Source organism: Mesorhizobium sp. UC74_2 (genome assembly GCF_042701485.1).
Lineage (GTDB): Bacteria > Pseudomonadota > Alphaproteobacteria > Rhizobiales > Rhizobiaceae > Mesorhizobium.
The window spans coordinates 5,585,710-5,608,508 of sequence record NZ_CP170562.1 but is presented as its reverse complement, the minus strand read 5'-3'; the positions used below and the strand labels follow the sequence as shown (position 1 = coordinate 5,608,508).

General features: G+C 63.2%; 29 protein-coding genes. 19 read left to right on the top strand and 10 right to left on the bottom strand.

Going from position 1 to position 22,799, the window contains the following annotated elements; all coding sequences use genetic code 11:
• The first annotated feature begins 9 nt into the window (after positions 1-9).
• The 7 genes from odhB (at position 10) to lpdA (ending at position 5,666) form a co-directional block, all read left to right on the top strand.
• On the top strand, positions 10-1,272 hold the full coding sequence (odhB, locus tag ACFJIU_RS27285; protein WP_379065253.1) for a 2-oxoglutarate dehydrogenase complex dihydrolipoyllysine-residue succinyltransferase: 1,263 nt from the start codon (positions 10-12) through the stop codon (positions 1,270-1,272).
• Positions 1,273-1,400: 128 nt separating this feature from the next.
• Complete coding sequence (locus tag ACFJIU_RS27280; RefSeq protein ID WP_379065251.1) at positions 1,401-1,808, top strand: MAPEG family protein; 408 nt, start codon at positions 1,401-1,403, stop codon at positions 1,806-1,808.
• A gap of 22 nt (positions 1,809-1,830) precedes the next feature.
• The gene (locus ACFJIU_RS27275; protein WP_379073239.1) at positions 1,831-2,244 is read left to right on the top strand and encodes an MAPEG family protein; all 414 of its coding nucleotides are present in this window, start codon (positions 1,831-1,833) and stop codon (positions 2,242-2,244) included.
• Positions 2,245-2,270: 26 nt separating this feature from the next.
• Entirely contained in the window at positions 2,271-2,912 is a 642-nt protein-coding gene (locus ACFJIU_RS27270) for a LysE family translocator (RefSeq protein WP_379065249.1), read from the top strand.
• Positions 2,913-3,027: 115 nt separating this feature from the next.
• Positions 3,028-3,483: a hypothetical protein gene (locus ACFJIU_RS27265; protein WP_379073238.1), complete on the top strand. Its 456-nt coding sequence runs from the start codon at positions 3,028-3,030 to the stop codon at positions 3,481-3,483.
• Positions 3,480-4,235, top strand: a complete 756-nt coding sequence (locus ACFJIU_RS27260; protein WP_379065247.1) for an SDR family oxidoreductase — start codon at positions 3,480-3,482, stop codon at positions 4,233-4,235. Before ACFJIU_RS27265 ends, ACFJIU_RS27260 begins: the two co-directional genes overlap by 4 nt.
• A 24-nt stretch (positions 4,236-4,259) precedes the next feature.
• Entirely contained in the window at positions 4,260-5,666 is a 1,407-nt protein-coding gene (gene lpdA / locus ACFJIU_RS27255; protein WP_379065245.1) for a dihydrolipoyl dehydrogenase, read from the top strand.
• A 100-nt stretch (positions 5,667-5,766) separates the two neighbouring features.
• Here lpdA and ACFJIU_RS27250 read toward each other — a convergent pair whose 3' ends face one another.
• Entirely contained in the window at positions 5,767-6,042 is a 276-nt protein-coding gene (locus ACFJIU_RS27250) for a hypothetical protein (protein WP_379065243.1), read from the bottom strand.
• Between the two features lie 320 nt (positions 6,043-6,362).
• Between ACFJIU_RS27250 and ACFJIU_RS27245 the strand changes: the two genes are divergently transcribed.
• Complete coding sequence (locus tag ACFJIU_RS27245) at positions 6,363-6,821, top strand: DUF2867 domain-containing protein (RefSeq protein ID WP_379065241.1); 459 nt, start codon at positions 6,363-6,365, stop codon at positions 6,819-6,821.
• 6 nt (positions 6,822-6,827) lie between these two features.
• On the opposite strand, the gene ACFJIU_RS27240 is transcribed toward ACFJIU_RS27245, so the two are convergent.
• Positions 6,828-7,895, bottom strand: a complete 1,068-nt coding sequence (locus ACFJIU_RS27240; RefSeq protein ID WP_379065239.1) for a TraB/GumN family protein — start codon at positions 7,893-7,895, stop codon at positions 6,828-6,830.
• Positions 7,896-7,969: 74 nt separating this feature from the next.
• The gene (locus tag ACFJIU_RS27235) at positions 7,970-8,908 is read right to left on the bottom strand and encodes a tyrosine recombinase XerC (protein WP_379065237.1); all 939 of its coding nucleotides are present in this window, start codon (positions 8,906-8,908) and stop codon (positions 7,970-7,972) included.
• A 107-nt stretch (positions 8,909-9,015) separates the two neighbouring features.
• On the opposite strand from ACFJIU_RS27235, the gene rimM reads away from it, so the two are divergent.
• Positions 9,016-9,636, top strand: a complete 621-nt coding sequence (gene rimM / locus ACFJIU_RS27230) for a ribosome maturation factor RimM (protein ID WP_379065235.1) — start codon at positions 9,016-9,018, stop codon at positions 9,634-9,636.
• Positions 9,633-10,337: a tRNA (guanosine(37)-N1)-methyltransferase TrmD gene (gene trmD / locus ACFJIU_RS27225; protein WP_379065233.1), complete on the top strand. Its 705-nt coding sequence runs from the start codon at positions 9,633-9,635 to the stop codon at positions 10,335-10,337. The genes rimM and trmD overlap by 4 nt, the downstream gene beginning before the upstream one ends.
• A gap of 98 nt (positions 10,338-10,435) precedes the next feature.
• Here trmD and ACFJIU_RS27220 read toward each other — a convergent pair whose 3' ends face one another.
• Positions 10,436-11,188, bottom strand: a complete 753-nt coding sequence (locus tag ACFJIU_RS27220; protein WP_379065231.1) for a sulfite exporter TauE/SafE family protein — start codon at positions 11,186-11,188, stop codon at positions 10,436-10,438.
• Between the two features lie 64 nt (positions 11,189-11,252).
• Positions 11,253-12,146, bottom strand: coding sequence for an alpha/beta fold hydrolase (locus tag ACFJIU_RS27215; protein WP_379065229.1), 894 nt, complete (start codon positions 12,144-12,146; stop codon positions 11,253-11,255).
• 272 nt (positions 12,147-12,418) lie between these two features.
• On the opposite strand from ACFJIU_RS27215, the gene rplS reads away from it, so the two are divergent.
• The 4 genes from rplS (at position 12,419) to ACFJIU_RS27195 (ending at position 15,217) form a co-directional block, all read left to right on the top strand.
• Positions 12,419-12,955 carry a 50S ribosomal protein L19 gene (rplS, locus tag ACFJIU_RS27210; protein ID WP_379065227.1) on the top strand — a complete coding sequence of 179 codons (537 nt, stop codon included), beginning with the start codon at positions 12,419-12,421 and terminating at the stop codon, positions 12,953-12,955.
• Between the two features lie 366 nt (positions 12,956-13,321).
• Positions 13,322-13,741 carry an organic hydroperoxide resistance protein gene (locus ACFJIU_RS27205; RefSeq protein WP_379065225.1) on the top strand — a complete coding sequence of 140 codons (420 nt, stop codon included), beginning with the start codon at positions 13,322-13,324 and terminating at the stop codon, positions 13,739-13,741.
• Positions 13,738-14,256 carry a MarR family winged helix-turn-helix transcriptional regulator gene (locus ACFJIU_RS27200; RefSeq protein ID WP_379065223.1) on the top strand — a complete coding sequence of 173 codons (519 nt, stop codon included), beginning with the start codon at positions 13,738-13,740 and terminating at the stop codon, positions 14,254-14,256. The genes ACFJIU_RS27205 and ACFJIU_RS27200 overlap by 4 nt, the downstream gene beginning before the upstream one ends.
• A gap of 163 nt (positions 14,257-14,419) precedes the next feature.
• Positions 14,420-15,217 carry a transporter substrate-binding domain-containing protein gene (locus tag ACFJIU_RS27195; RefSeq protein ID WP_379065221.1) on the top strand — a complete coding sequence of 266 codons (798 nt, stop codon included), beginning with the start codon at positions 14,420-14,422 and terminating at the stop codon, positions 15,215-15,217.
• A 13-nt stretch (positions 15,218-15,230) separates the two neighbouring features.
• Here ACFJIU_RS27195 and ACFJIU_RS27190 read toward each other — a convergent pair whose 3' ends face one another.
• Entirely contained in the window at positions 15,231-15,617 is a 387-nt protein-coding gene (locus tag ACFJIU_RS27190; RefSeq protein ID WP_379065219.1) for a YybH family protein, read from the bottom strand.
• Positions 15,618-15,681: 64 nt separating this feature from the next.
• Here ACFJIU_RS27190 and ACFJIU_RS27185 point away from each other — a divergent pair, with 64 nt between their 5' ends.
• Genes ACFJIU_RS27185 through ACFJIU_RS27175 form a run of 3 tightly spaced genes read left to right on the top strand, consistent with a single transcriptional unit; the run spans position 15,682 to position 17,548 of the window.
• A complete protein-coding gene (locus tag ACFJIU_RS27185; RefSeq protein WP_379065217.1) occupies positions 15,682-16,044 on the top strand; it encodes a winged helix-turn-helix transcriptional regulator in 363 nt (120 codons plus the stop codon).
• 8 nt (positions 16,045-16,052) lie between these two features.
• Positions 16,053-16,859: an amino acid ABC transporter permease gene (locus tag ACFJIU_RS27180; RefSeq protein WP_379065214.1), complete on the top strand. Its 807-nt coding sequence runs from the start codon at positions 16,053-16,055 to the stop codon at positions 16,857-16,859.
• A 53-nt stretch (positions 16,860-16,912) separates the two neighbouring features.
• A complete protein-coding gene (locus ACFJIU_RS27175) occupies positions 16,913-17,548 on the top strand; it encodes a class I SAM-dependent DNA methyltransferase (protein ID WP_379065211.1) in 636 nt (211 codons plus the stop codon).
• 23 nt (positions 17,549-17,571) lie between these two features.
• Here the strand turns inward: ACFJIU_RS27175 and ACFJIU_RS27170 are convergent, their stop codons facing one another.
• Complete coding sequence (locus tag ACFJIU_RS27170) at positions 17,572-18,192, bottom strand: DUF1287 domain-containing protein (RefSeq protein WP_379065209.1); 621 nt, start codon at positions 18,190-18,192, stop codon at positions 17,572-17,574.
• Positions 18,193-18,341: 149 nt separating this feature from the next.
• Between ACFJIU_RS27170 and ACFJIU_RS27165 the strand changes: the two genes are divergently transcribed.
• Both ACFJIU_RS27165 and leuC read left to right on the top strand, forming a co-directional pair.
• Positions 18,342-18,479: a hypothetical protein gene (locus tag ACFJIU_RS27165; protein WP_379073283.1), complete on the top strand. Its 138-nt coding sequence runs from the start codon at positions 18,342-18,344 to the stop codon at positions 18,477-18,479.
• A gap of 73 nt (positions 18,480-18,552) precedes the next feature.
• Positions 18,553-19,962, top strand: a complete 1,410-nt coding sequence (gene leuC / locus ACFJIU_RS27160) for a 3-isopropylmalate dehydratase large subunit (protein ID WP_379065207.1) — start codon at positions 18,553-18,555, stop codon at positions 19,960-19,962.
• A 203-nt stretch (positions 19,963-20,165) separates the two neighbouring features.
• On the opposite strand, the gene ACFJIU_RS27155 is transcribed toward leuC, so the two are convergent.
• The 3 genes from ACFJIU_RS27155 to ACFJIU_RS27145 all read right to left on the bottom strand — a co-directional run bounded on the left by ACFJIU_RS27155 (position 20,166) and on the right by ACFJIU_RS27145 (position 22,715).
• Positions 20,166-21,200: an aspartate-semialdehyde dehydrogenase gene (locus ACFJIU_RS27155; RefSeq protein WP_379065205.1), complete on the bottom strand. Its 1,035-nt coding sequence runs from the start codon at positions 21,198-21,200 to the stop codon at positions 20,166-20,168.
• A gap of 114 nt (positions 21,201-21,314) precedes the next feature.
• Complete coding sequence (locus ACFJIU_RS27150; RefSeq protein WP_260855432.1) at positions 21,315-21,449, bottom strand: hypothetical protein; 135 nt, start codon at positions 21,447-21,449, stop codon at positions 21,315-21,317.
• Positions 21,450-21,545: 96 nt separating this feature from the next.
• The gene (locus ACFJIU_RS27145) at positions 21,546-22,715 is read right to left on the bottom strand and encodes an NAD(P)/FAD-dependent oxidoreductase (protein WP_379065202.1); all 1,170 of its coding nucleotides are present in this window, start codon (positions 22,713-22,715) and stop codon (positions 21,546-21,548) included.
• Between the last annotated feature and the right edge of the window lie 84 nt (positions 22,716-22,799).

Below are 22,799 nucleotides of genomic sequence, written 5' to 3'. Positions count from 1 at the left end.
GACAGGCACATGGCTACCGAAATCAAAGTCCCGACACTCGGCGAGTCGGTCACCGAAGCAACCATCGGCAAGTGGTTCAAGAAGGTCGGCGACGCCATTGCCGCCGACGAACCGCTGGTCGAGCTGGAAACCGACAAGGTGACGGTGGAAGTGCCTGCACCTGCTGCCGGCACGCTGGTGGAAATCACCGTGAAGGAAGGCGAGACGGTCGGCGTCGGCGCTCTGCTCGGCACGATCGGTGCCGGTGCGGGCGCGCCAGCCACCAAGCCGGAGGCGGTTGCCCAGGCTTCGGCGCCAACCGCTGCCTCGACCGTCAAGGAAGCCGCCGCCCAGAGCAACCAGGTTGCCGGTGAAGGCCCGATCGAGGCGCGCACCATGCCGCCGGCGCCGAGCGCCGCCAAGCTGCTCGCCGAGAGCAACATCGCGGTCGACCAGGTTTCCGGTTCCGGCAAGCGCGGTCAGGTGCTGAAGGGTGATGTGCTCGACGCCATCTCCAAGGGCGCGCCGTCCCAGCCCGTTGAAACGCCAAAGGTCCCTGCGGCGCCGCGCGCCCCGTCGGCCGAAGGTGATGCGGTGCGCGAGGAACGCGTGCGCATGACCAAGCTGCGCCAGACCATCGCGCGCCGCCTCAAGGATGCGCAGTCGACCGCTGCCATGCTCACCACCTTCAACGAGGTGGACATGAAGGCGGTGATGGACCTGCGCGCCAGATATAAGGACATCTTCGAGAAGAAGCATGGCGTGAAGCTCGGCTTCATGGGCTTCTTCACCAAGGCCGTGACCCATGCGTTGAAGGAAATCCCGGCCGTCAACGCCGAGATCGACGGTACCGACATCATCTACAAGAACTATGCGCACATCGGCGTGGCCGTCGGCACCGACAAGGGCCTCGTGGTGCCGGTGGTGCGTGACGCGGACGCCATGTCGATCGCCGAGATCGAGAAGGAAATCGGCCGCCTTGGCATTGCCGCGCGTGACGGCAAGCTCTCGGTCGCCGACATGCAGGGCGGCACCTTCACGATCTCCAACGGCGGCGTCTACGGATCGCTGATGTCGACGCCGATCCTGAATGCGCCGCAGTCGGGCATTCTCGGCATGCACAAGATCCAGGAGCGGCCGATGGTGGTCGGCGGGCAGATCGTCATCCGCCCGATGATGTATCTGGCGCTCTCCTACGATCACCGCATCGTCGACGGCAAGGAAGCCGTGACCTTCCTGGTCCGCGTCAAGGAAAGCCTGGAAGATCCGGAACGCCTCGTTCTGGACCTGTAAGGGCGTTCTCCATTGCCGTGGAAGATTTTCGTCGTGGCCGGTCGAAATGACCGGCCGGCAAACGACTTTCGCTTGTAACTGAACGTAGCGGGGCGCGATGCGCCTCTCGACAAAAGGGGACAAGGAATATGGAAGCTGTTGCGGCATCGACGGAGGTCCAGGTTCTTGGCTGGAGCGCGGCGCTCCTGATCATTCAGGTCGTCGCCCAGGCCTCGACCATCGGAGATCTCGGCCCGAAATATCTGTTCAGCGCGCGCGACGAGGCCCGTGTTTCGAAAAGTGTGCTGGCCGGACGCCTGCTGCGTGCCCTGCACAACCTGCTTGAAACCTACCCGGCCTTCGTCGCTCTGGTTCTGGCGCTTGCACTTACCGGCAAAACCGGCGGCATTGCCGCGACCGGTGCGGTGTTGTGGATCGTTGCCCGCGTGCTTTATGTCGTTTTCTATGCGGCCGGGGTGCCGGTGGTGCGCACCATCGTCTGGACCGCCTCCATTGTCGGTCTGGTGATGATGCTGGTCCGACTGATCGCCTCATAGGACACGAAGAACAGGAGGAATGATGGAAGCCGCAGCAGCGTCGAGCGAAATCTGGGTGTTCGGCTGGAGCGTTGTTTTCCTCCTGGTTCATATTCTGGTTCAGGCCCTGTCGCTCGACCTGTCGAGTGATCTTGGCCTGAGATATCTGCTTGGCCCGCGCGATCAGCCGAAGGAACCGGGAAATGTTCTACCCGGTCGGCTGAAGCGTGCGCTCGGCAACTTTCTGGAAACCTATCCGGCCTTCATCGGCCTGGCCCTGGCGCTGACGGTCACCGGCAAGACCGGCGACCTCGGCGCGACCGGTGCATGGCTCTGGTTTGTTGCGCGCATCGTGTATGTATTCCTCTACGCGGCCGGCGTTCCGGTTCTGCGCACACTGGTCTGGTTCGTCTCCATCCTCGGCCTGGCGCTGATGGTGGTCAGGCTGATGGCCTAGACCGGCCACAACAAGGGCTCCGATCGATGCACTATGTCTATGAGTTTCTCGGCCTGATGGCGGTCTTTTCGGTGCTGGTGGTCTCGCCTGGCGCCGATTTCCTGCTCGTGGTGCGCCAGAGCCTGGTGCATGGCCGCCGTGCGGCCATCGTCACCAGTTTCGGCATCGGCGCCTCGCTGCTGTTCCACATCGGCTACACCATCCTCGGCATCGGCATCATCGTCGCGCAGTCGCTGTTCCTGTTCGGCCTGCTGAAATGGGCGGGTGCTGCCTATCTGCTCTATCTCGGCTGGAAGTCACTGCGTGCCGACGCCTTCGAGATGCCGGACGAAAAGACGGAATCGCAAACCGCGGCCGCCGCACCACCTTCGACATTGCGCCTGTTCCTGCTCGGCTTCGCCACCAATGCGCTGAACCCCAAGCCGGTTCTGTTCTTCCTGTCGCTGTTCACCGCGCTGGTCAGCCATGACACGCCAGCCCCGGTCCAGGCCATCTACGGCCTGCTGATGGCGGCGACCCTGATCCTCTGGTTCGTTGGTGTCTCGACCTTCTTCACGGTCGCCTCGGTGCGCGAACGCTTCGTCGCCTGGGGCCGCTGGTTCAATCGTATCACCGGCATGATCTTCATCGGGTTGGGCATACGCCTGGCAACGCAGCAGGCAAGCTGAGCACACTATGCGACTGCCTGCCATGATCTCTTCCCTGGAGCGTTTCCGTTTCTCACGGAAACGCGGAAACGCAATTCCCGACGGAAAACCGCTACGCACTTTTCCTGGAATTGCTCTGGCTTTGTTCGGCGTTTCGCCAGCTCTGGCGGCTTGTCCGATCGAGCTTGCCGTCTATGGCGAACGCGAGCAGGTGGCGGAGATCGACTTCCGTCCGACCATGGGCTCGGCCACCACCACCAACAGCTTCAAGATGCTGCTGGGCAACGATCTCGTCCTCGACGGTGTGGTGCTGTGGAGCAGCGATGCCGCGCGCCCGCATGGCACCCTCATGCATCAGTGCCCGGAAGGCGATGTCACCGGCGAGGAGCTCGCGGCCTGTACCGTCTGGGAAGGCGTGATCTACACGACGGATGGCGCCGGCGCGGTCGATCTTCTGCCCAATGAGCATAAGGACGCGCCCGGAAAACTGATCTTCCCGGATCTCGGCGGACAGCTCAGCCGCTCCGCCATCAAGGACAAGCTGCCCAAGCAGCCCTGGGATGTCTTTGCGTTGAAGGGATGCCAGGAATGACCGCTGCCGCAAAGACACTGCTTGTCACCGGCGGCAGCCGCGGCATCGGCGCGGCCGTGTGCCGGCTTGCGGCCAAGGCTGGCTATCGCGTGGCAATCAACTATGCCTCGAACGAGGCAGCCGCCGCCGCGCTGGTGGCTGAAATCCAGGCCGGTGGTGGCGAGGCTTTTGCCGTCAAGGGTGATGTCGGCAACGAAGCCGATGTGGTCGCGATGTTTACAGCCGTGGACAGGACCTTCGGCGGGCTCGATGCCTTCGTCAACAATGCCGGCGTGGTCGACCGCAAGGCGCGCGTCGACGAAATGAGCGTCGAACGGCTGGAGCGCATGATGCGCATCAACGTCGTCGGCTCGATCCTCTGCGCCCGCGAGGCCGTCAGGCGCATGTCGAAGCTGCGCGGCGGCAGGGGCGGCTCGATCGTCAACCTCTCCTCGGCCGCGGCAACGCTCGGCTCGCCCGGCGAATATGTCGATTACGCCGCGTCCAAGGGTGCCATCGATACCTTCACCATCGGGCTTGCCCGCGAAGTCGCCAACGAAGGTGTGCGCGTCAATGCCGTGCGCCCAGGCATCATCGACACCGAAATCCATGCCTCCGGCGGTCAGCCGGGACGGGTCGCTGCCATCCGCGATACCGTGCCGATGAAACGCGAAGGCAAGGCCGAAGAAGTCGCCCACGCCGTGCTCTGGCTTTTGTCGGACGCGGCATCATATACGACGGGCTCCATTGTGAACGTAAGCGGCGGCCGTTGACCGCCAGGCAGGAAGGACAAGATCATGGCTTATGACGTCGTCGTTATCGGATCCGGCCCCGGCGGCTATGTGTGCGCCATCAAGGCCGCGCAGCTTGGCCTGAAGACGGCAGTGATCGAAAAGCGCGAGACCTTTGGCGGCACCTGCCTCAACATCGGCTGCATCCCGTCCAAGGCGCTGCTGCATGCGTCCGAAATGCTGGCCGAAGCACAGCACTCCTTCGACACGCTCGGCGTCGAGGTGGGCACGCCGAAGCTCAATCTGAAGAAGATGCTGGCGCACAAGGACGCGACCGTCGCCGCCAACGTCAACGGCGTCGCCTTCCTGTTCAAGAAGAACAAGATCGATGCCTTCCGCGGCACCGGCAAGGTGGCGTCGGCCGGCAAGGTCTCCGTCACCGGCGAAGACGGCAAGGTGCAGGAGATCGAGGCGAAGAACATCGTCATCGCCACCGGTTCGGACGTTGCCGGCATCCCCGGCGTGAAGGTCGACATCGACGAGAAGGTCATTGTCTCCTCCACTGGCGCCCTGTCGCTGGAGAAGGTGCCGGGCCACCTCATCGTGGTTGGCGGCGGCGTCATCGGGCTGGAGCTTGGTTCGGTCTGGGCACGCCTTGGCGCCAAGGTCACGGTCGTCGAATATCTCGACACCATTCTCGGCGGCATGGATGGCGAAGTGTCCAAGCAGTTCCAGCGCATGCTGGCCAAGCAAGGTCTCGACTTCAAGCTCGGTGCCAAGGTGACGGCCGTCGCCAAGGTCAAGAAGGGCGCGACCGTGACCTTCGAGCCGGTCAAGGGTGGTGCCGCAGAGACCATCGAAGCCGATGCGGTGCTGATCGCCACCGGTCGCCGACCCTACACCGACGCGCTCGGTCTCAAGGAGGCCGGCGTCGACGTGGACGAACGCGGTCGCGTCAAGACAGACGCGCATCTGCGCACCAATGTGCCGGGCATCTACGCGATCGGCGACGTCGTGGCTGGTCCGATGCTGGCGCACAAGGCAGAGGACGAGGGCGTCGCCGTGGCCGAGACCATTGCCGGCCAGGCCGGCCATGTGAACTACGACGTCATTCCGAGCGTCGTCTACACCAGCCCTGAGGTGGCTTCTGTCGGCAAGACCGAAGAGGAGCTGAAGAAAGCAGGCGTCGACTACAAAGTCGGCAAGTTCCCGTTCACGGCCAACGGCCGCGCACGCGCCATGCTGCACACCGACGGCTTCGTGAAGATCCTGGCCGACAAGGCCACAGACCGCGTGCTCGGCGTGCACATTCTCGGTTTCGGTGCCGGCGAGATGATCCACGAGGCGACGGTGCTGATGGAATTCGGCGGCTCGTCGGAAGATCTCGCTCGCACCTGCCATGCGCACCCGACCATGTCGGAGGCGGTAAAGGAAGCGGCGCTCGCCACCTTTTTCAAGCCGATCCATCTCTAGAGGCAGGCGGCCCGGCAGGATCGCCATCGCGCCGCTCTCGCCCGATCAAACGAAAACGGCCCGCCGAAAGGCGGGCCGTTCCATTTCATGACGCTGCTGGTTATTGGGCCGGGGCAGCCGGTGCCGGGTTTGCCGGTGCCGGAGCAGGCTCTGCCGGCTTCGCGGGTTCGGCAGGCTTGGCCGGTTCGGCCGCGGGTGCCGCCGGAGCCGGGGCAGGTGTGCTGGCCGCCGGAGCTTCGGCAGGCGCCGGATGCTCACCACCGCTGCGGCCGAAGACGAAATACGCGACGACGGCCAGAACGACGATAACGAGTGCGATCAGCCAGCCGCTGCCGCCACCACCAGAGCTTGGAGAGCTGTTGGATGAATCCGCCATGGAAGTCCTCCTGGGAGAAAGTTATCAATCAATGCCAATCGACGCGCAACGCGTGATTGTGTGCTGAATCTAGAAGCCGCAAGGCGTCAAAACAACGACAGTGGCGCTAAAATCAGCAAATCGCCCAGCTTTTTTGCTTTCGGGCAGGGTAAAATCGAGACCTCGAAATCTATAGCCGGCTTTTTACTGATGAAAATTGTACTACGGGCACCAATCGTGGTTCCACGGCAGCGACATTTGGTCAGCTGATTCTAGGGCTGCGATAGCGCTAGAGTAGAAGTTGCTCCGTTGGAATCTCGGCGCAACAGGAGATGGCTGACATGCACGATCTCTCCGGACATCAAAGCATTCTGCCCGCGGCGCAATTCTGCGATCGGTATTCGATCGAGATAGACGGCCAGAACCTTGATGCGCGCACCGCAGCGGAACGTGTCATGCTGCGTCGGCCCGCCTGGATCCGCTGGCTGATGGCACTCCGCAACCTCGTGGTCCTGCCATTCGGTCTGAAGACAGGCCCCACCGACATCCCGGCCGGTCAGGAACAGATCGGTTTCTTTCCCTTGCTCGACGAAAGCCCGTCAACCGTGGTTCTCGGCCTGGATGACCGGCATCTCGATTTTCGACTGCTGGTGGAAGTGGGCGAACTCGGCGGCGGCCGCCAGTCGATCAGCGCCACGACTTTCGTCGCAACGCACAATCTGCTCGGCCGGGCCTATCTGTCGATCGTCATGCCGTTCCACCGCATCATCGTGCCGGCAATGCTGTCGCGGGTCGCCTGAACGCCGTCAGTGGACGGCGGTGACGGTGTAGCCCGCCTTGCGGAACTGCTCGACCAGCCCGTCCGCCCCGGGCAGATGCAGCGCACCGACTGCCATGAAGGTATTTCCCTTGGCCAGGATCGGCAGCGCGCGTTCGGCCATCGTCTTGTTGCGGTTGGTGATCATGGCCTGTTCGAAGGCCGCATACCCTTCCGCGTCTTCTGTCGCCTCCGGCAGTGCGACCCGAAACAGCGGCCAGATCATGCCGATGTCGCCGCGCTGGTAGAGCACGATCATCGTTTCCGAAACGTCATTGATCCTGTCGCCCAGCTTGAGCGTCTCGAGCAACCCCTTGACGTGCTGTTCCATCGGCAGCGAGGCCATGGCACGCAATTGATCCGCGGCGGTCTCCAGCCCCTGCAGGTCCTTGCCCGCCGCCTTGGCCTGTTCGGCCAGATTGACGTCGAGCACCGGCTTTCCTTCATTCTTGCGGGCCATCTCGCAGGCCGGCAGTGAAACCATCGCCGACAGCATCCAGGGTTTCATCTTGGCAACCGAAGCAGCGGGGATGCCCCGTGCATCCAGGCCTTTGTCCAGCGCCTTGACGTCGTCCGGCGACAGGAACGTGCTGAGGCTCTTGCCATCGGTAAACATCATCAGCTCCGGCTCCTTGGCCAGCGCCGCCATCATCTTGCCCTGGTCGAGCACATCGGTGGTTTCGATAATCACCGTATCGGCGCCGTCGAAGGCCTTCTGCGCGGCCGGTGGCAAGGTCACCACACGCGGGTCGGTCATATGCATGGTGCCGAACAGCCAGGACGGCTTTTCGCCGGCCTTCTCGAGCTTCCACAGCAAGCCCTTGCCGTTGGGTACGGCCGCCGCTTCCGTTTCGATTGCGGCATAGGCAGCCGGATCGCTCTTCTGCAGACCGGCAAGCATGTCGGCGCCGCTGCAGGTCACCGCCTCGGCATGCGCACGGCTGGAGGCGAGCAGCGCCACCGCCACGAAGGACAGGAACAAAAGCACGTTGATCGCCGCAAGCAGCTTCAACGACAGCTGCGCGATACGGTCGGCTTTTGTCGGAGCAAGTATCATGGCGATTGTTCTAGGCGCCAAAGGCGGCAAAACGGTTAACCGGGCGATGAAAATTGTCATCGCCTCCGACAGGCTCACGCGCGAGGGTGCGCCGCCTCGTAGATATCGAGCAATCTCGCGGTATCGACACCGGTATAGATCTGGGTCGTCGACAGGCTGGCATGACCAAGCAATTCCTGGATGGTTCTAAGATCGCCACCGCGTCCCAGCAGATGCGTGGCGAAGGAATGGCGCAGCGCATGCGGCGTCGCGGTCTCGGGCAGGTTCAGTGCCGAGCGCAGTTTCACCATCTCGCGCTGGATGATCGCCGCATTGAGCTGCCCGCCGCGAGCACCACGAAACAACGGGCCATCCGCGCCGAGATGGTAAGGACAGAGCCTGCGGTATTCGGCTATCGCCTGGAACGCCACCGGCAGGACGGGCACAAGCCTGACCTTGCCACCCTTGCCGGTGACGCGCAGCACCGTCTCCGACGCATGCGCGAGATCGGCACCGGTCAGGGCAAGCGCCTCGGAAATGCGCAGGCCCGAGCCATAGAGCAAAGTGAGGACGGCCGCATTGCGCGCCGCGATCCACGGCTCCTCCGCCATCTGCTCGCCGGTCGAGACGACCCGCCGCGCATCCGCCGCCGTCAGCGGCTTTGGCAGTGACTTCGGCTGTTTCGGCGCGCGCAACGCTGCAGCGCCCGCCGCGTTCGCCAGCCCTCGCCGCTCCAGGAAGCGCAGCAGTGATCGCACCCCGGCGAGCCCACGCCCCAACGTGCGGGCACCGGCCCCTTCGTTGCGGCGCTGGGCGAGAAAACCGCGCAGGTCTGCGGGGCGCAGCGCGGCGATGTCGGCAATGCCGGCAGGACCACCGACATGGCCGGTCAGGAACTGCAGGAACTGGCGCGTGTCGCGTTCATAGGCTTCCACTGTCAGCGCCGACAGCCGACGCTCGCCGGCCAGCCCCTTCAGCCAGCTTTCGCGGGCGGCCTGGAGGTCCGGCTTGGCGGCGATGAGGAATTCCTGCATTGGCAGAGCGGGCCCTGTTGACTAGAACACCTGACAGACTTTCATCGGAAGGCGGTGCTCCAGACCAGCATTTGCCTTTCAGGTTACCAAGCGATGAAGCCCGGCCAATGACCAAACCAAAAAATCCTGTCCAGATGGCCGTGATCGGCGCTCCTCATGGTATCAAGGGCGAGCTGCGCGTGAAAACCTTCACCGGCGACCCGCTGGCGCTCGCCGACTATGGTCCGCTTTATTCGAAGGACGGTCGCGCCTTCGCGATCAACGACATCCGCCCCGCCGGCAATGTCGTCGTGGTGCGTTTCAAGGGTGTCAATGACCGCGCTGCCGCCGAAGCACTGACCAATGTCGAGCTTTTCGTCGACCGCTCGGCGCTGCCGGACGATGGCGACGAGGACGAATTCTACCATACCGACCTGATGGGTCTTGCCGTGAAGGACGACTCCGGAGCCATCATCGGCAAGATCGTGTCGGTGCAGAATTTTGGCGGTGGCGACATCCTCGACATCACGCTCGGCACCCGCAAGGGCGTGCTCATCCCGTTCACCCAGGCGGCCGTGCCCGAGGTTTCGATCGCTGGCGGCTTCGTGCGCATCGATCCGATCGCGGCCGGCCTTGTCGAGGATGAGGACGGCGACGGCGAGCCCGACGGCGAGACGGCGCCAGGCGATGACGGCTTCGATGCGAAACGCCGGCCGCGCGGTCCGAAGGACGCCGGGGGCAACCGGTGAACTTTTCGGCGTCGGTTCTTACCCTCTATCCGGAGATGTTTCCGGGCGCGCTCGGCCTCTCCCTGGCCGGCCGGGCGATGGAACGCGGCGACTGGTCCCTTGAGCCGATCCAGATTCGCGACTTCGCTTTCGACAAGCACCGCACCGTCGATGATTCGCCGGCTGGCGGCGGTGCCGGCATGGTGATGCGCGCCGACGTGCTGGCCCGCGCCATCGATCACGCCGCGCCCGAAGGCGATCCGCGCCCGAAGCTGCTGATGAGCCCGCGCGGAAAGCCGCTGACGCAGGCGCGCGTGCGCGAACTGGCGGCGGGACCGGGCGTCGTCATCCTGTGCGGCCGCTTCGAAGGTGTCGACCAGCGCGTGATCGAGGCACGAGAGCTGGAAGAGGTTTCGATCGGCGATTTCATCCTGTCGGGCGGCGAACCGGCAGCGCTGGTTCTGCTCGACGCCGTCGTTCGGCTCCTGCCCGGTGTCATGGGCAATGAACGCTCCGGCGAAGAAGAGAGTTTCGAGAACGGCCTGCTCGAACATCCGCACTACACCAGGCCGCAGGACTTCGAGGGTCGACCCATTCCCGACGTGCTGATCTCGGGAAACCACGCCAGGATCGCCGCATGGCGGCACGATCAGTCAGAGAAGCTGACGGCGGAGCGAAGGCCTGATCTGCTGGCCGGGAATTCTGGCGACGGGCGCGGCTAGAGCGTTTCCGTTTTTCACGGAAACGCGGAAACGCTCTAAGTTTTTGTTTTCGTCGCATTTTTGCAACGCCAAGTGATTCCACTTGGCTACAAAATGCTCTAGGCTTTCAGGAAATAATACGCCGCCAGGAACAATCCCACCGCGATGACGAAGCCGCGCACCGCATTCTGCGGCACGCGCTTGGCAATCCAGACGCCGACGTAACCGCCGACCGCGACCGCCGGGATCATGACGATCGCCTGCGGCCAGGACACCACGCCGCCGGACACGAAGATCAGGATGGCGACGGCGGCAATGACGATGGAGAACATGTTCTTCAGCGCATTGAGGCGATGGTAATCGCCGCTCTGGGTCAGGCCCAGCGTCGCCAGCATCATCACGCCCATGCCGGCGCCGAAAAACCCGCCATAGATGGCGGTGGCGAACTGCATGAGGGCACCCGGCACGGTACCGACGGCAGCCGGCTGACCTGGCTTCGGTTTCGGCTTCAGCCACGGTCCGGCGGCGAACAGCGCGGTGGCAGCGATGAGCAGCCAGGGCACCATGACGCGGAAGGACGGGTTGTCGAGCGCGAGCAGGAGGAGCGCGCCGCCCAGCGCGCCGATGGCCGAGACGATGCAAAGCAGCAGGGCGCTGCGCCAGATGGCGCGGATATCGTCCCAATAAGCCAGCGTCGACGTGATGTAGCCTGGGAACTGCGTGATCGAGGACGTGGCGTTGGCCGAGATCGGCGGAATGCCCAGCACGCTCATCGCCCCGAAAGTAAGGAACGTGCCGCCGCCGGCCACGGCGTTGACGATGCCGGACAACAGGCCGGCGACAAACAGAATGGCGGCGTCGATGAACGTCAAGGCTGACCCTGTCGAATGCTTATCCGGCAGGTTTAGGGGCGTCGCCGCCTGCACGCAAGCAAACTCAGGCCTTACCCATCAGCTCCAGCAACGCTTCCGCCGTCGCTTTCGGTGCCTCCTGTGGAATGTTGTGCCCGACGCCCGGCAGGATCCGGCGTTCGAACCGACCGGAAAATTGATGGCCATCCTCTTCGTCGGGTGGACCGACGCCGTCGTCGGCCCCGCACAGCGAGATTGTCGGCACTGAAATCTGCGGCTGCTTCTCCAGCCGGTCCTCGATCGCCTGCAGTGCCGGGTCGCCGGGTGCGTAGCCGTAGCGATGCCGATAGGAGTGGATGACGACGTCGACGAAATCAGGATTGTTAAAGGACGCAGCGCTGCGCGCGAAGTCGTCGTCGCTGAAAGCCCAGCTCGGCGACCACAGCTTCCACAGCAGTCGGGTCAGCGCCTCGCGGTTTTCGGTCAGCCCACGCACGCCGCGCGCCGAGTGGAAATAATACTGGTACCAGTAGCGGTATTCGTCCTCGGGCGAGGCCGGATTCACCGAAGCCGGGATGTTCTGGATGTTGTAGCCGTCGCCGGTTACCAGGCAGCGTGTCCGTTCCGGCAGCAAGGCGGCGACGATGCAGGCGGCGCGACCGCCCCAGTCATAACCGGCGAGTGCTGCCCGTTCGATCGACAGCGCATCCATCAGGTCGATGAGGTCCTGCGCGAGCGCCGCCTGCTGGCCCGACCGCATTGAACCGTCCGAGCGGAAGCGGGTCGGCCCGTAGCCACGCAGATAAGGCACGATCACGCGATGTCCATGCAGCAATGGCCAGACCTCATCATAACCGCGCGGATCGTAAGGAAAGCCATGCAGCAGGATGATTGGATCGCCGTTTGGTTCGCCGTGATCTTCATAGGCGATGTCGAGCAGCGCGGTGCGTGCGAAGCGGATGGGATGGGGTTCGGTCATGGTCAGCGCTTCCCTTTGGTCCGACTTTTTGGCATTGAGTGCCGGCCTGACCAACCGGCCACGGTAAAAAATACCGTTGGACAGGTGACAAACGCGCGAAATAGCGCTATGTGCCGCGCCGAACCGGACAAGATCGTCCGGACCCGTCAACAATGGCGGTGTAGTCGCCCCTGCCGGACATCTTCGGGTGAAAGGCATAGCCAAGCGGTTTAGAACTGCAAGGCAAGTGCAGGGCGCTCTGGCTGTCGGAAGAACAAGAAGTGGATTTTAAGATGGATCTGATCCGTCAGCTCGAGGCCGAACAGGCCGCCAAGATCGAAGCCAAGCGCAAGCTCCCCGAATTCCAGCCCGGCGACACCGTGCGCGTTCAGGTGCGCGTCACCGAAGGCAGCCGCACCCGCGTGCAGGCTTATGAAGGCGTCGTGATCGCCCGTTCCGGCTCCGGCTTCCAGGAAAATTTCACCGTCCGCAAGATCTCCTACGGCGAAGGCGTGGAGCGCGTGTTCCCGGTCTACTCGCCGATGGTCGAAGCGGTCGAGATCGTCCGCCGCGGTAAGGTTCGCCGCGCCAAGCTCTATTACCTGCGCGATCGTCGCGGCAAGTCGGCTCGTATCTCCGAGAACACCGGCGTGCGCGCCCGCAAGCTGAACGACGAGGAGCGCGAGGCGCTCGCTGCCGAGAAGGCCAGGATCGAAGCCGAAAAGGTCGCTGCTGCCGAAGCGCTGGCCGCCGAAAAGGCCGCCCAGGAAGCTGCCGAGAAGAAGGCTGCCGCCGAGGCCGCTGCTGCGGAAACCGCTGCGGCTGAATAAGATCTTCGGATCCTGCTGATTTTGGAAAGGCGGCTTCGGCCGCCTTTTTCATTTCTTGCTGCTGTGTGGCCAAAGGCGAACTTTTGCAATCGCCGCTCCGGTCTACGAATGCAGTTGCGAAACTCCATCCGCGATTGCACCTTGGCGGAATCGTACCCTTGTCGAGGTTGATCCCCCAATGAGCGTTTCAGCCGGTCAAGCTCCGTCCATGCCCTGGCTGTTGATCGCCGAAGGCGTCTCCACCGACGCCGATACCGCCGGCAGACGCGACACCTAAGGCGCGGCCGGTGTTCATCACAAAATTCAAGGTTGACTCCATTTAATTTGCACACTAATCATTTGCGTACAAATTAAATGGAGATGCCGATGTCTGCCTTGTATTCCACCGAAGCCCGTGCCGTTGGCGGTCGCGCCGGCCATGTGAAGTCCTCTGACGGCCTGCTCAGCCTCGACCTCGCCATGCCGAAGGAGCTGGGCGGCAAGGGCGGCGCCACCAATCCCGAGCAGCTTTTTGCCGCGGGATATTCCGCCTGTTTTGAAAGCGCCATGCGTTTCGTTGCCGGCAAGCAGAAGCTGCGGCTGGCGGATGCCGCGGTGACGGCCAGGATCGACCTTCTGCCGAACGGCGAGGGCGGCTTCCGGCTCGGCGCCGAGCTCATCGCCGAAACCAAAGGGCTTGATCAGGCAGCGGCGGAGGCGCTGGTTGCCGCCGCGCACAAGGTCTGTCCTTATTCCAATGCGCTCAGGGGCAATGTAGACGTCGCTCTTTCGGTGAAGGCGGGATGACCGTTTCGGACACGATCAAGCAAGAAACGGATGCGAGCCGGGTGCAGACGCCCCGGCTCGATCGTCAGCTGTGCTTTGCGCTCTATACGGCCAGCGGACTGATGACGAAGCTCTACCGTCCGCTGCTGGCGCCGCTTGGGCTGACTTATCCGCAATATCTCACCATGCTGGCATTGTGGGAAAAGGCGCCACGCACGGTCGGCGAACTGGGCGATACACTCGGCCTCGACCCGGCCACGCTGACGCCGCTGCTGAAGCGCATGGAAGCGGGCGGTTTGATCAGCCGCCGTCGCGACCCTGCCGACGAGCGGCGCGTGCTGGTGCAACCGACCACCGAGGGTGAAGCGCTGCGCACTGCAGCCAACGACATCCAGGAAGCCCTCGGCTGCCAGCTGCCGCTCGAACCGGCCGAACTGGCCGGGCTGCGCGATACATTGAACAGGTTGAGCAGTCAGTTGCGTATTGCAGAAACCGAAACCGTTTTTGCCGAACCGCCTGACGGAACCGAGCGATAACCCACCCCAATCATGCCTCGTCACCGCCATCGAATTGCACTTTCTTGGCGTGTAGCGCAATATCGTGCCTTGCAAGGGTCCGATAGAACGCTAATGTCGGCGCGCAATTGATTGGACCGCCAACGGGGTGTGGGCTCGGTCCTCGTTTCTCGAGGGATACATCATGATCAGATCCAAACTCGTGCTGGCCGCGATTGCTGCCTGCCTTCTCGCGCCGATTGCCGCCGCGGCCCAGACCTTGCCGGACCTTGCCGGCAAGAAGGTCGTGGTGGTGACGGAAAACGCCTACCCGCCGCTGCAGTTCGTCGACCCCAAGTCGGGCAAGCAGATCGGCTGGGAATACGATTTCATGAACGAAATCGCCAAACGGCTGAATTTCAAGGTCGAATACCAGAACACCTCCTGGGATGCGATGATCCAGTCGGTGGCCGACAAGCAGTACGACATCGGCATGACCGGCATCACCATCAACGACGAGCGCAAGGCCAAGGTCGATTTCTCCGACCCCTACATGCGCAACGAACAGTTCATGCTGGTGCGCGGCGATGAGAGCCGCTTCAACGACGCCAAGAGCTTCGGCGCCTTCAAGGATGGCCTGATCGGCGCGCAGCCGGGCACCTCGCCTTTCTACACCGCCGTCTATTCCGTGCTCGATGGCAATGAGCAGAACCCGCGCATCAAGCTGTTCGAGACCTTCGGCGCCACCGTGCAGGCGCTCAAGACAGGCGACGTCGATGTGGTGCTGACCGATTCCACCGCCGGCAAGGGTTATGTCGACGCTTCGGAAGGCAAGTTGAAGCTGGTCGGAGGCCCGCTCGGAACCGAGGATTTCGGTTTTATCTTCGCCAAGGGCTCCGATCTGGTGAAGCCGGTCAATGAAGCGATCGCGGCCATCAAGGCCGACGGCACCATCGATGGCCTGAACAAGAAGTGGTTCCTCGACTACAAGGTCGGCCAGTAGGTTATCGCCTAGATCAGCCGGCGCCATACCGACTGGCGCCGGCATGATCGATCACATAACGCCACGAGCCATCGGCCTGCTTGCGGATGATTTCGGCGGTGAAGCCGGAATAGATGACGAAGCCTTTGCCGTCGGTCAGCGTGAAATCGGCGCGCAGCAGCGCCAGATCGCCATGCTCCACGCAGAACGTGTTGTTCGACGCCATCATGCCGGGCAATTCGATCAGCTTCTGCAATTCCATCGCGATTGCCACCTTGCCGGTGAGACTGGCCCCACTCGCATCCACAAGCAACTGCGCATCGTCTTCATAGAGCGAAAGCAGTTCATCGAGATCTCCGGCATTGCGGGCGGCCGCAAAAGCTCCATTCATCTCAGCCGGCTGATAGACTTTTCTTGACATTGGCTTTCTCCTGTTTCGAGAACAGAACCATGTCGTTTCAGAACTATCCAAACGGGAACCCAGCATGACCGAACCGGCGACGGCCGAAGCCTGCCCGCAAATGCCCGCACCGCGACGACCGGATCTTTGTCCGGTCGAGGATTGGCTGGCTTTCCTCGGTCATCGCTGGAATGCGCTGGTGCTGTGGCACCTGTCCGTTGGCGCCAAGCGGCACGGCGAGCTGATGGCCTGCTTGCCCGGTATCACCGCAAAAGTGCTGTCGGAACGGCTGGACGGCCTCATGCGACGGGGACTGATCGAGCGCAATACGATTTCCACCTTCCCGCGCGGTGTCATCTATGCGCTGTCCGAAGGGGGCCGCCAGATGATTGCCATCCTCGATCGCTTCGAGGCGCTGCCTTCCTCCTTTCGCGAGCCACGACATTGACCCCGTCCGTGTCTGGCAAGCAGGCCAAGGAATTTCCCTGGTGGCTGGCGGTAGCTGTCGCCATCGCCGTGGTCGCTGCGTTTGCGATCGCCACGAGCGACGTCTATGCGCAGGTCTTCGCCACCGTCGCGCAAGGTATCGGCATCACCATCTTCGTCGCGCTGGTCGCATTCCTTCTGGCGGCGACGATCGGCCTTGGCTTCGCGCTGATGGGGCTGTCGGGATCGATCTGGCTGCGGCAGGCCGCGCGCTTCTATGTCGAGATCATGCGCGGCATTCCGGTGCTCGTGCTTTTGTTCTGGATCGCTTTCGCCGGCGTCCCCGCTTTCGTCGCAGGCTGGAACTTCATCACCTTGCCGCTGCAGCAGGCCGGCTACATGGACGCACTGCTGGTGCGCGAGGTGTCGCTGCTGTGGCGCGCCATCATCGCGCTTGCCTTCGGTTACTCTCCCTTCATCGCCGAGATTTTTCGCGCCGGCATCCAGTCGGTCCACATCGGTCAGGTCGAAGCTGCGAAGGCGCTCGGCTTGAGCCGCGGCCAGCGTTTCAGGTTCATCGTCATGCCGCAGGCGATCAGGGTCATCCTGCCACCGCTCGGCAACGACTTCATCGCCATCACCAAGGATTCTTCGCTGGTCTCGGTGCTCGGCGTCGCCGATATCACCCAGATGGGCAAGATCTACGCCTCCGGTTCATTCCGCTTCTTCGAAACCTATTCGATCGTCGCCTACATCTACCTGACCCTTACCGTCAGCCTTTCTTTGGCGCTGAGGGCCCTGGAACGACGCATGCGGCGCAGCCAGCGCCTGGGTTGACGCAGGCGTCGTTCGCTTCCACCTTGGCTGGAACGGCTGCTGGGAGACACGCGATGGACACCGACAAGGCGCATGCGGCGCTGGATTCCGTCTATGGCGCAGGTACACCCGAAGCGCTCGATGCAGCCTATGCCGCCTGGGCGGCGAGTTATGACAGCGAGACCGCCTCGCTCGGCTATCTGCTGCCGTTCCTGATCACCGCCTGGGTGACGCGTTATGTTGCGGCAGGTGAAGGCCCTTTGCTTGATGCCGGTTGCGGCACCGGCCTCACCGGCCCGCAGCTCAAGGCGCTCGGCTACGCCGATCTGGCCGGGCTCGACCTTTCCGACGACATGCTGCGGGTCGCTGCCGGCAGGCAGGCCTATGGTGACCTGAAAAAGGCGATGCTCGGCGGCCCGCTGCCGTGGCCGGACAGGCATTTCCGCGCTTTTTTCTCCACCGGTGTCTTCACCATCGGCCACGCCCCGGCTTCCGGCCTGCATGAGCTGGTGCGCATCACGAAAGCCGGCGGCCATGCCATCTTCACCGTGCGCGACCAGGTGTTGGAAACGGGTCGTTTCCGCAACGTTTTCAACGAACTGGAACAGGCCGGCAAATGGCGGCTGCGCGAAGAAAGTCCCTGGTTCCGCTGCTACGCCGTTGCCGACCCCGACGCGCAGGTGAAGGCTTTCGTGTTCGAGATTTTCTAACGCCGGAGGCCAATCGGAACGCCTCAGACCTCTGGCGCGAAACGGAAGTGGCCAACGAAGCGGAAGGCGAGCAGCGTATCCTCGACCCTGGCACCGGCGCCGATGTTATGGACCACCAACGGCCGCTGGCCATCCGGCGTCATTTTGCTGGTGACGATGGCGATATGCGGCAAATTGCCGGGCAGCCGCTGGGTGACCAGGTCGCCCGGCCGATAGGCCGCCGGATCGTCGACAACCTCCAATGCCGCGCCTTTTCGCTTGAAGAAGGTCTCCAGATTGGGGACACGGCGGTGATCGATGTTGCGGTCCGGCTGCTTGCGGCCCCAGATCGTCGGATAGGCGGAGAACGCCGCACGCATGTCCTCGTTGACCAGCCGTTGCAGATCGACGTCGAACGCCTTGCGGTAGGCACGCACCACCACGTCCGTGCATACGCCGCGCTCGGCGGGCACGTCGCCATCGGGATAATCGAGCCGTACATAGGCCGGATCGTAGATGACGGTCACGCCAACCTGATCGAGCGCCGCGTCGACCAGCCGTGTGGTCCACGGCTGCGATTGCGCAGCGGCCAATACCGGGCGCGTCAGCAGCACCGGACAGGCAGCCAGCGCCATGGATTTCAGGACTGCGCGACGATCGATCATGGGGGGGCTCCTCGTTTCGCCGCTCAAGGCAATCGAGCTTTCAGGCTTATTTGCGGCCTGGCGCACATGCTCGAAAAGCGTGCTTGCGCGTCCGGACGGACGCGCGGCGCTCTAGTCGCCGCCAATTGCCGATCCGGCAAAAGATTGGTATGAGCGAGGCGATGGAAGAGCTTTTCGGCGATCCGGCCTACAAGGGCTTCGTGCTGCAGGACAAGAAGCGCCTGCCTGCGCGCTTTTTCGCCCGCATTTCCGGCGCGCTGACCAGCCGACTTAGGCGCCTGATCTGACGGCCGACTGCGCCTATTTTCCGGCTGGCGCATCCCTGCATCTTCCCTGCTTCATATCGACGGATTTACGCACATGAGCGCACCGCGCACCCTCTACGACAAGATTTTCGACGAACACGTGGTCGACCGCCAGGATGACGGCACCTGCCTGCTCTGGATCGACCGCCACCTCGTGCATGAGGTGACCAGCCCGCAGGCTTTCGAAGGCCTGCGCATGGCCGGCCGCAAGGTTCGTCATCCGGAAAAGACCCTCGCCGTCGTCGACCATAACGTGCCGACCTCGCCGGACCGTGTGAACGGCATCAAGAACGAGGAAAGCCGCATCCAGGTCGAGGCGCTGGCCAGGAACGCTGCCGACTTCGGCGTCGAATATTACTCCGAGAAGGACCGCCGCCAGGGCATCGTCCACATCATCGGCCCGGAACAAGGTTTCACCCTGCCGGGCATGACCATCGTCTGCGGCGACAGCCACACCTCCACCCATGGCGCTTTCGGCGCTCTGGCGCACGGCATCGGCACCTCGGAAGTCGAGCACGTGCTCGCTACCCAGACGCTGATTCAGAAGAAGGCCAAGAACATGCTGGTGCGTGTCGACGGCCAGCTGCCGGAAGGCGTCACCGCCAAGGACATCATCCTCGCCATCATCGGCGAGATCGGCACCGCCGGCGGCACCGGCTATGTCATCGAATATGCAGGCGAGGCGATCCGCTCGCTGTCGATGGAAGGCCGCATGACCATCTGCAACATGTCGATCGAAGGCGGCGCCCGCGCCGGCCTGATCGCGCCGGACGAGACCACCTTTGCCTATGTGAAGGACAAGCCCCGGGCGCCGCAGGGCGAAGCCTGGGACATGGCTCTGGATTACTGGAAGACGCTGCACTCGGACGAGGGCGCCCACTACGACAAGGTCGTCGTGCTCGATGCCGGCAAGCTGCCACCCATCGTCACCTGGGGTTCCTCGCCTGAGGACGTGACCTCGGTGCTCGGCGTCGTGCCGAACCCCGACGAGATCGACGATGAGAACAAGCGCAATTCCAAGAAGCGCGCACTGGAGTATATGGGCCTCGAACCCGGCACCAGGATCACCGACATCAAGCTCGACCGCGTCTTCATCGGCTCCTGCACCAATGGCCGCATCGAGGACCTGCGTGCCGTCGCTGCCGTCGCCAAGGGCAAGAAGGTCGCTGCGACCGTCAACGCCATGATCGTGCCGGGCTCCGGGCTGGTGAAGGAACAGGCCGAGGCCGAGGGCCTGGACAAGATCTTCATCGAGGCCGGTTTCGACTGGCGTGAGCCGGGCTGCTCGATGTGCCTGGCCATGAACGACGACCGCCTCAAGCCGCATGAACGCTGCGCCTCGACCTCGAACCGCAATTTCGAGGGCCGCCAGGGCTTCAAGGGCCGTACCCATCTGGTGTCGCCAGCCATGGCCGCCGCCGCCGCGATCGCCGGCCACTTCGTCGACATCCGCGACTGGAACTGATCGTAGAGCGCTCTTCTCACAAAGAAAAAGGCCCCGGCAGAACCTGCCGGGGCCTTTTCGTTAAAGATGTTTTCGAAACAACTTCAGATCTAAGCCCACGATCGCAGCCCAACGGTCAAAGACCGCAAGCACGACCGTGTGTCGCGCCTCGTGGCGCGCCCCGTCCGGAGCGAGCCGCGAAGCGGCGACAGCGTGAGGACGAACTAAGCCGCCTTCTTCTTCGGCTGGATCAGGCCGCGCTCGACGAGCAGTTCGGCGATCTGCACGGCGTTGAGAGCGGCACCCTTGCGCAGATTGTCGGAGACGATCCACATGTTGAGGGCGTTATCGAGCGTCGAATCCTCGCGGATGCGCGAGATGTAGGTGGCGTCCTCGCCTGCGGATTCGATCGGCGTGATGTAGCCGCCGTCCTCGCGCTTGTCGATGACCAGGCAACCAGGTGCCTCGCGCAGGATGTCGCGCGCCTCGTCGGCCGTGATCGGCTTCTCGAACTCGACATTGACCGCTTCGGAATGGCCGATGAACACCGGCACGCGCACACAGGTGGCCGTCAGCTTGATCTTGGGGTCGAGCATCTTCTTGGTCTCGGCCACCATCTTCCACTCTTCCTTGGTGGAGCCGTCTTCCATGAACACGTCGATATGCGGGATGACGTTGAAGGCGATGCGCTTGGTGAACTTCTTGGCCTCGACCGGATCCGCCACGAAGACGGCGCGGGTCTGCGTGAACAGCTCGTCCATGCCTTCCTTGCCGGCGCCCGACACCGACTGGTAGGTCGCCACGACGATGCGCTTGATCGTCGCCGCGTCATGCAGCGGCTTCAGCGCCACCACCAGCTGCGCCGTCGAGCAGTTCGGATTGGCGATGATGTTCTTCTTGGAGAAACCCTCGATCGCGTCCGGGTTCACTTCCGGGACGATCAGCGGCACTTCCGGATCGTAGCGGAACGCCGACGAATTATCGATGACGACGCAGCCCTGCTTGCCGATCTTGGGCGACCATTCCTTGGAAACGTTGCCGCCGGCCGACATGACGGCGATGTCGGTGTCGGAGAAGTCGTAGCCTTCCAGCGCCTTCACCTTCAGCGTCTTGTCGCCGAAGGACACTTCGGTGCCCTGGCTGCGCCGCGAGGCGAGTGCGACCACCTCGCTCACCGGGAAGCCGCGCTCTTCCAGAATGTTCAGCATTTCGCGGCCCACATTGCCCGTGGCGCCGACTACCGCAACCTTGAAACCCATCGAAAAATTCTCCTGTCGCTCTCCGCTCGCTTTGCTTGGAGAAACCCGCCGGCCACTGCGGGTCTCGCCTCCCTCGGGCCAGACCCGGGGAGAGGGCGAGAAGGCCAAGGGAGATCAGACCGTGGTGACGGTGGTTTTTTTGGCCATAGTTTTGGTCGAGGACAGGAGCGCACGCTGCCGGCCTCCCGCAACCATGTTGCCATGGCCGGGGAAGTCGAATGCGAAGAGAGCCATGATAAGGCCGCGCATGAAGACGTTCCTGTTCGGTGCCGGCTTTTACGCCGATTGCGCAAAGAGTCAATCGCGGCCAAAGGCCGGCGGCGAAGTTCAACCCGGCTGTGGCGGTCAGATCACGTTGAGCTCGCGGAACGGCCGGCCTTCCGCCACGCGGGCATAGCCGAAAGCCGAGCAGTCGATCGTGCGATAACCGCCATGCAGGATCAGTTCGGCCAGCGCCTTGCCGACCGCCGGCGCCTGCTGCAGGCCATGACCGGAGAAGCCGTTGGCGAAGATGAAGTTCTTCACCTCGGGATGCGGACCGATCACCGCATTCTGGTCGAGTGTGTTGTAGTCATAGTGGCCAGCCCAGGCGCGGGTCATCTTGATCGCCTCGAAGGCTGGAATGCGGGTGGCCAGCACCGGCCAGATCGTTTCCTCGAACAGCGACCAATCCGGCTCGAAGTCGGTCGGGTCGGCGGCAAGCTCGCCTTCCTCGGGCTCGGCGCCACCGGTGATATAGACCGAGCCTTCCGGGCGCACATAGATGCCGCTCGGATCGACCAGCAGCGGCAGGTCTTCGTAGCGCTCGCGCGCCTCGAACACGAACACCGAGCGCTTGCGCGGCTCGACCGGCAGTTCGATCCCGGCCATCGCCGAAACCTTGCCGGCATTGGGACCAGCGGCGTTGACGACGATGCCGGCCTGCAGCGTCTCGCCATTTTCGAGCGTCACCGACCGGACCTTGTCGCCGTCACGGGCGATGGCGGTGACGGAAGCGGTGATCAGGTCGACCGACTTGCCGCGCAAAGCCTTGCGGAACAGCTGCAGATAGGCATGCGCGTCGAACCAGCCCTCGCCGGAGCGGCCATAGGCACCGGCGGTGATGCCTTCCGCCGACAGCCATGCGAAACGGCGGGTCAGCGCCTCGGCGTCCTCCAGCACGATATCGGCGCCTTCGGCGACCTGCACGTCGTGGTTGGCCCTCAGGATCGGCAAGCCGTTCTCGCCGGCCAGGATCAGATAGCCGCCCTCGCGGAAACCGATATCGGCGTCTTCACCGAATTCTTCCTTCAGCCGCCGGAACAGCTTCAGCGTGAACTGCGACAGCCGGATGTTTTCCGGGATCGAGAACTGCTGACGGATGGAGGCGCAGGACAGCGTCGTTGCGGCATGCGCGAACTGCGGATCGCGCTCGACCAGCGCGATGGAGCCGGTGAGGCCTTCCTCGCGCAGATAATAGGCAACCGAAGCGCCAACGATGGCTCCGCCGATGATCACGATGTCGTATTGCGCCATGAAGTCTGTTCCGGATTGCAGTTCTGGAGGTTAAGCAGGTTCAGCCACCCTCCCGCAAGCCCTTGCAAGGGCCAGCTTTGGCGG

Coding starts and splice junctions, on each gene's coding strand:
- ACFJIU_RS27185 (WP_379065217.1), top strand. CDS start 15,682: ATGACCGAACCGGCGACGGCCGAAGCCTGCCCGCAAATGCCCGCACCG.
- ACFJIU_RS27270 (WP_379065249.1), top strand. CDS start 2,271: ATGCACTATGTCTATGAGTTTCTCGGCCTGATGGCGGTCTTTTCGGTG.
- ACFJIU_RS27240 (WP_379065239.1), bottom strand. CDS start 7,895: ATGATACTTGCTCCGACAAAAGCCGACCGTATCGCGCAGCTGTCGTTG.
- ACFJIU_RS27260 (WP_379065247.1), top strand. CDS start 3,480: ATGACCGCTGCCGCAAAGACACTGCTTGTCACCGGCGGCAGCCGCGGC.
- ACFJIU_RS27155 (WP_379065205.1), bottom strand. CDS start 21,200: ATGGGTTTCAAGGTTGCGGTAGTCGGCGCCACGGGCAATGTGGGCCGC.
- ACFJIU_RS27250 (WP_379065243.1), bottom strand. CDS start 6,042: ATGGCGGATTCATCCAACAGCTCTCCAAGCTCTGGTGGTGGCGGCAGC.
- ACFJIU_RS27150 (WP_260855432.1), bottom strand. CDS start 21,449: ATGCGCGGCCTTATCATGGCTCTCTTCGCATTCGACTTCCCCGGCCAT.
- ACFJIU_RS27200 (WP_379065223.1), top strand. CDS start 13,738: ATGACCGTTTCGGACACGATCAAGCAAGAAACGGATGCGAGCCGGGTG.
- leuC (WP_379065207.1), top strand. CDS start 18,553: ATGAGCGCACCGCGCACCCTCTACGACAAGATTTTCGACGAACACGTG.
- ACFJIU_RS27165 (WP_379073283.1), top strand. CDS start 18,342: ATGAGCGAGGCGATGGAAGAGCTTTTCGGCGATCCGGCCTACAAGGGC.
- ACFJIU_RS27245 (WP_379065241.1), top strand. CDS start 6,363: ATGCACGATCTCTCCGGACATCAAAGCATTCTGCCCGCGGCGCAATTC.
- ACFJIU_RS27205 (WP_379065225.1), top strand. CDS start 13,322: ATGTCTGCCTTGTATTCCACCGAAGCCCGTGCCGTTGGCGGTCGCGCC.
- ACFJIU_RS27175 (WP_379065211.1), top strand. CDS start 16,913: ATGGACACCGACAAGGCGCATGCGGCGCTGGATTCCGTCTATGGCGCA.
- rimM (WP_379065235.1), top strand. CDS start 9,016: ATGACCAAACCAAAAAATCCTGTCCAGATGGCCGTGATCGGCGCTCCT.
- lpdA (WP_379065245.1), top strand. CDS start 4,260: ATGGCTTATGACGTCGTCGTTATCGGATCCGGCCCCGGCGGCTATGTG.
- rplS (WP_379065227.1), top strand. CDS start 12,419: ATGGATCTGATCCGTCAGCTCGAGGCCGAACAGGCCGCCAAGATCGAA.
- ACFJIU_RS27145 (WP_379065202.1), bottom strand. CDS start 22,715: ATGGCGCAATACGACATCGTGATCATCGGCGGAGCCATCGTTGGCGCT.
- ACFJIU_RS27275 (WP_379073239.1), top strand. CDS start 1,831: ATGGAAGCCGCAGCAGCGTCGAGCGAAATCTGGGTGTTCGGCTGGAGC.
- ACFJIU_RS27170 (WP_379065209.1), bottom strand. CDS start 18,192: ATGATCGATCGTCGCGCAGTCCTGAAATCCATGGCGCTGGCTGCCTGT.
- ACFJIU_RS27195 (WP_379065221.1), top strand. CDS start 14,420: ATGATCAGATCCAAACTCGTGCTGGCCGCGATTGCTGCCTGCCTTCTC.
- ACFJIU_RS27190 (WP_379065219.1), bottom strand. CDS start 15,617: ATGTCAAGAAAAGTCTATCAGCCGGCTGAGATGAATGGAGCTTTTGCG.
- ACFJIU_RS27215 (WP_379065229.1), bottom strand. CDS start 12,146: ATGACCGAACCCCATCCCATCCGCTTCGCACGCACCGCGCTGCTCGAC.
- ACFJIU_RS27235 (WP_379065237.1), bottom strand. CDS start 8,908: ATGCAGGAATTCCTCATCGCCGCCAAGCCGGACCTCCAGGCCGCCCGC.
- ACFJIU_RS27280 (WP_379065251.1), top strand. CDS start 1,401: ATGGAAGCTGTTGCGGCATCGACGGAGGTCCAGGTTCTTGGCTGGAGC.
- odhB (WP_379065253.1), top strand. CDS start 10: ATGGCTACCGAAATCAAAGTCCCGACACTCGGCGAGTCGGTCACCGAA.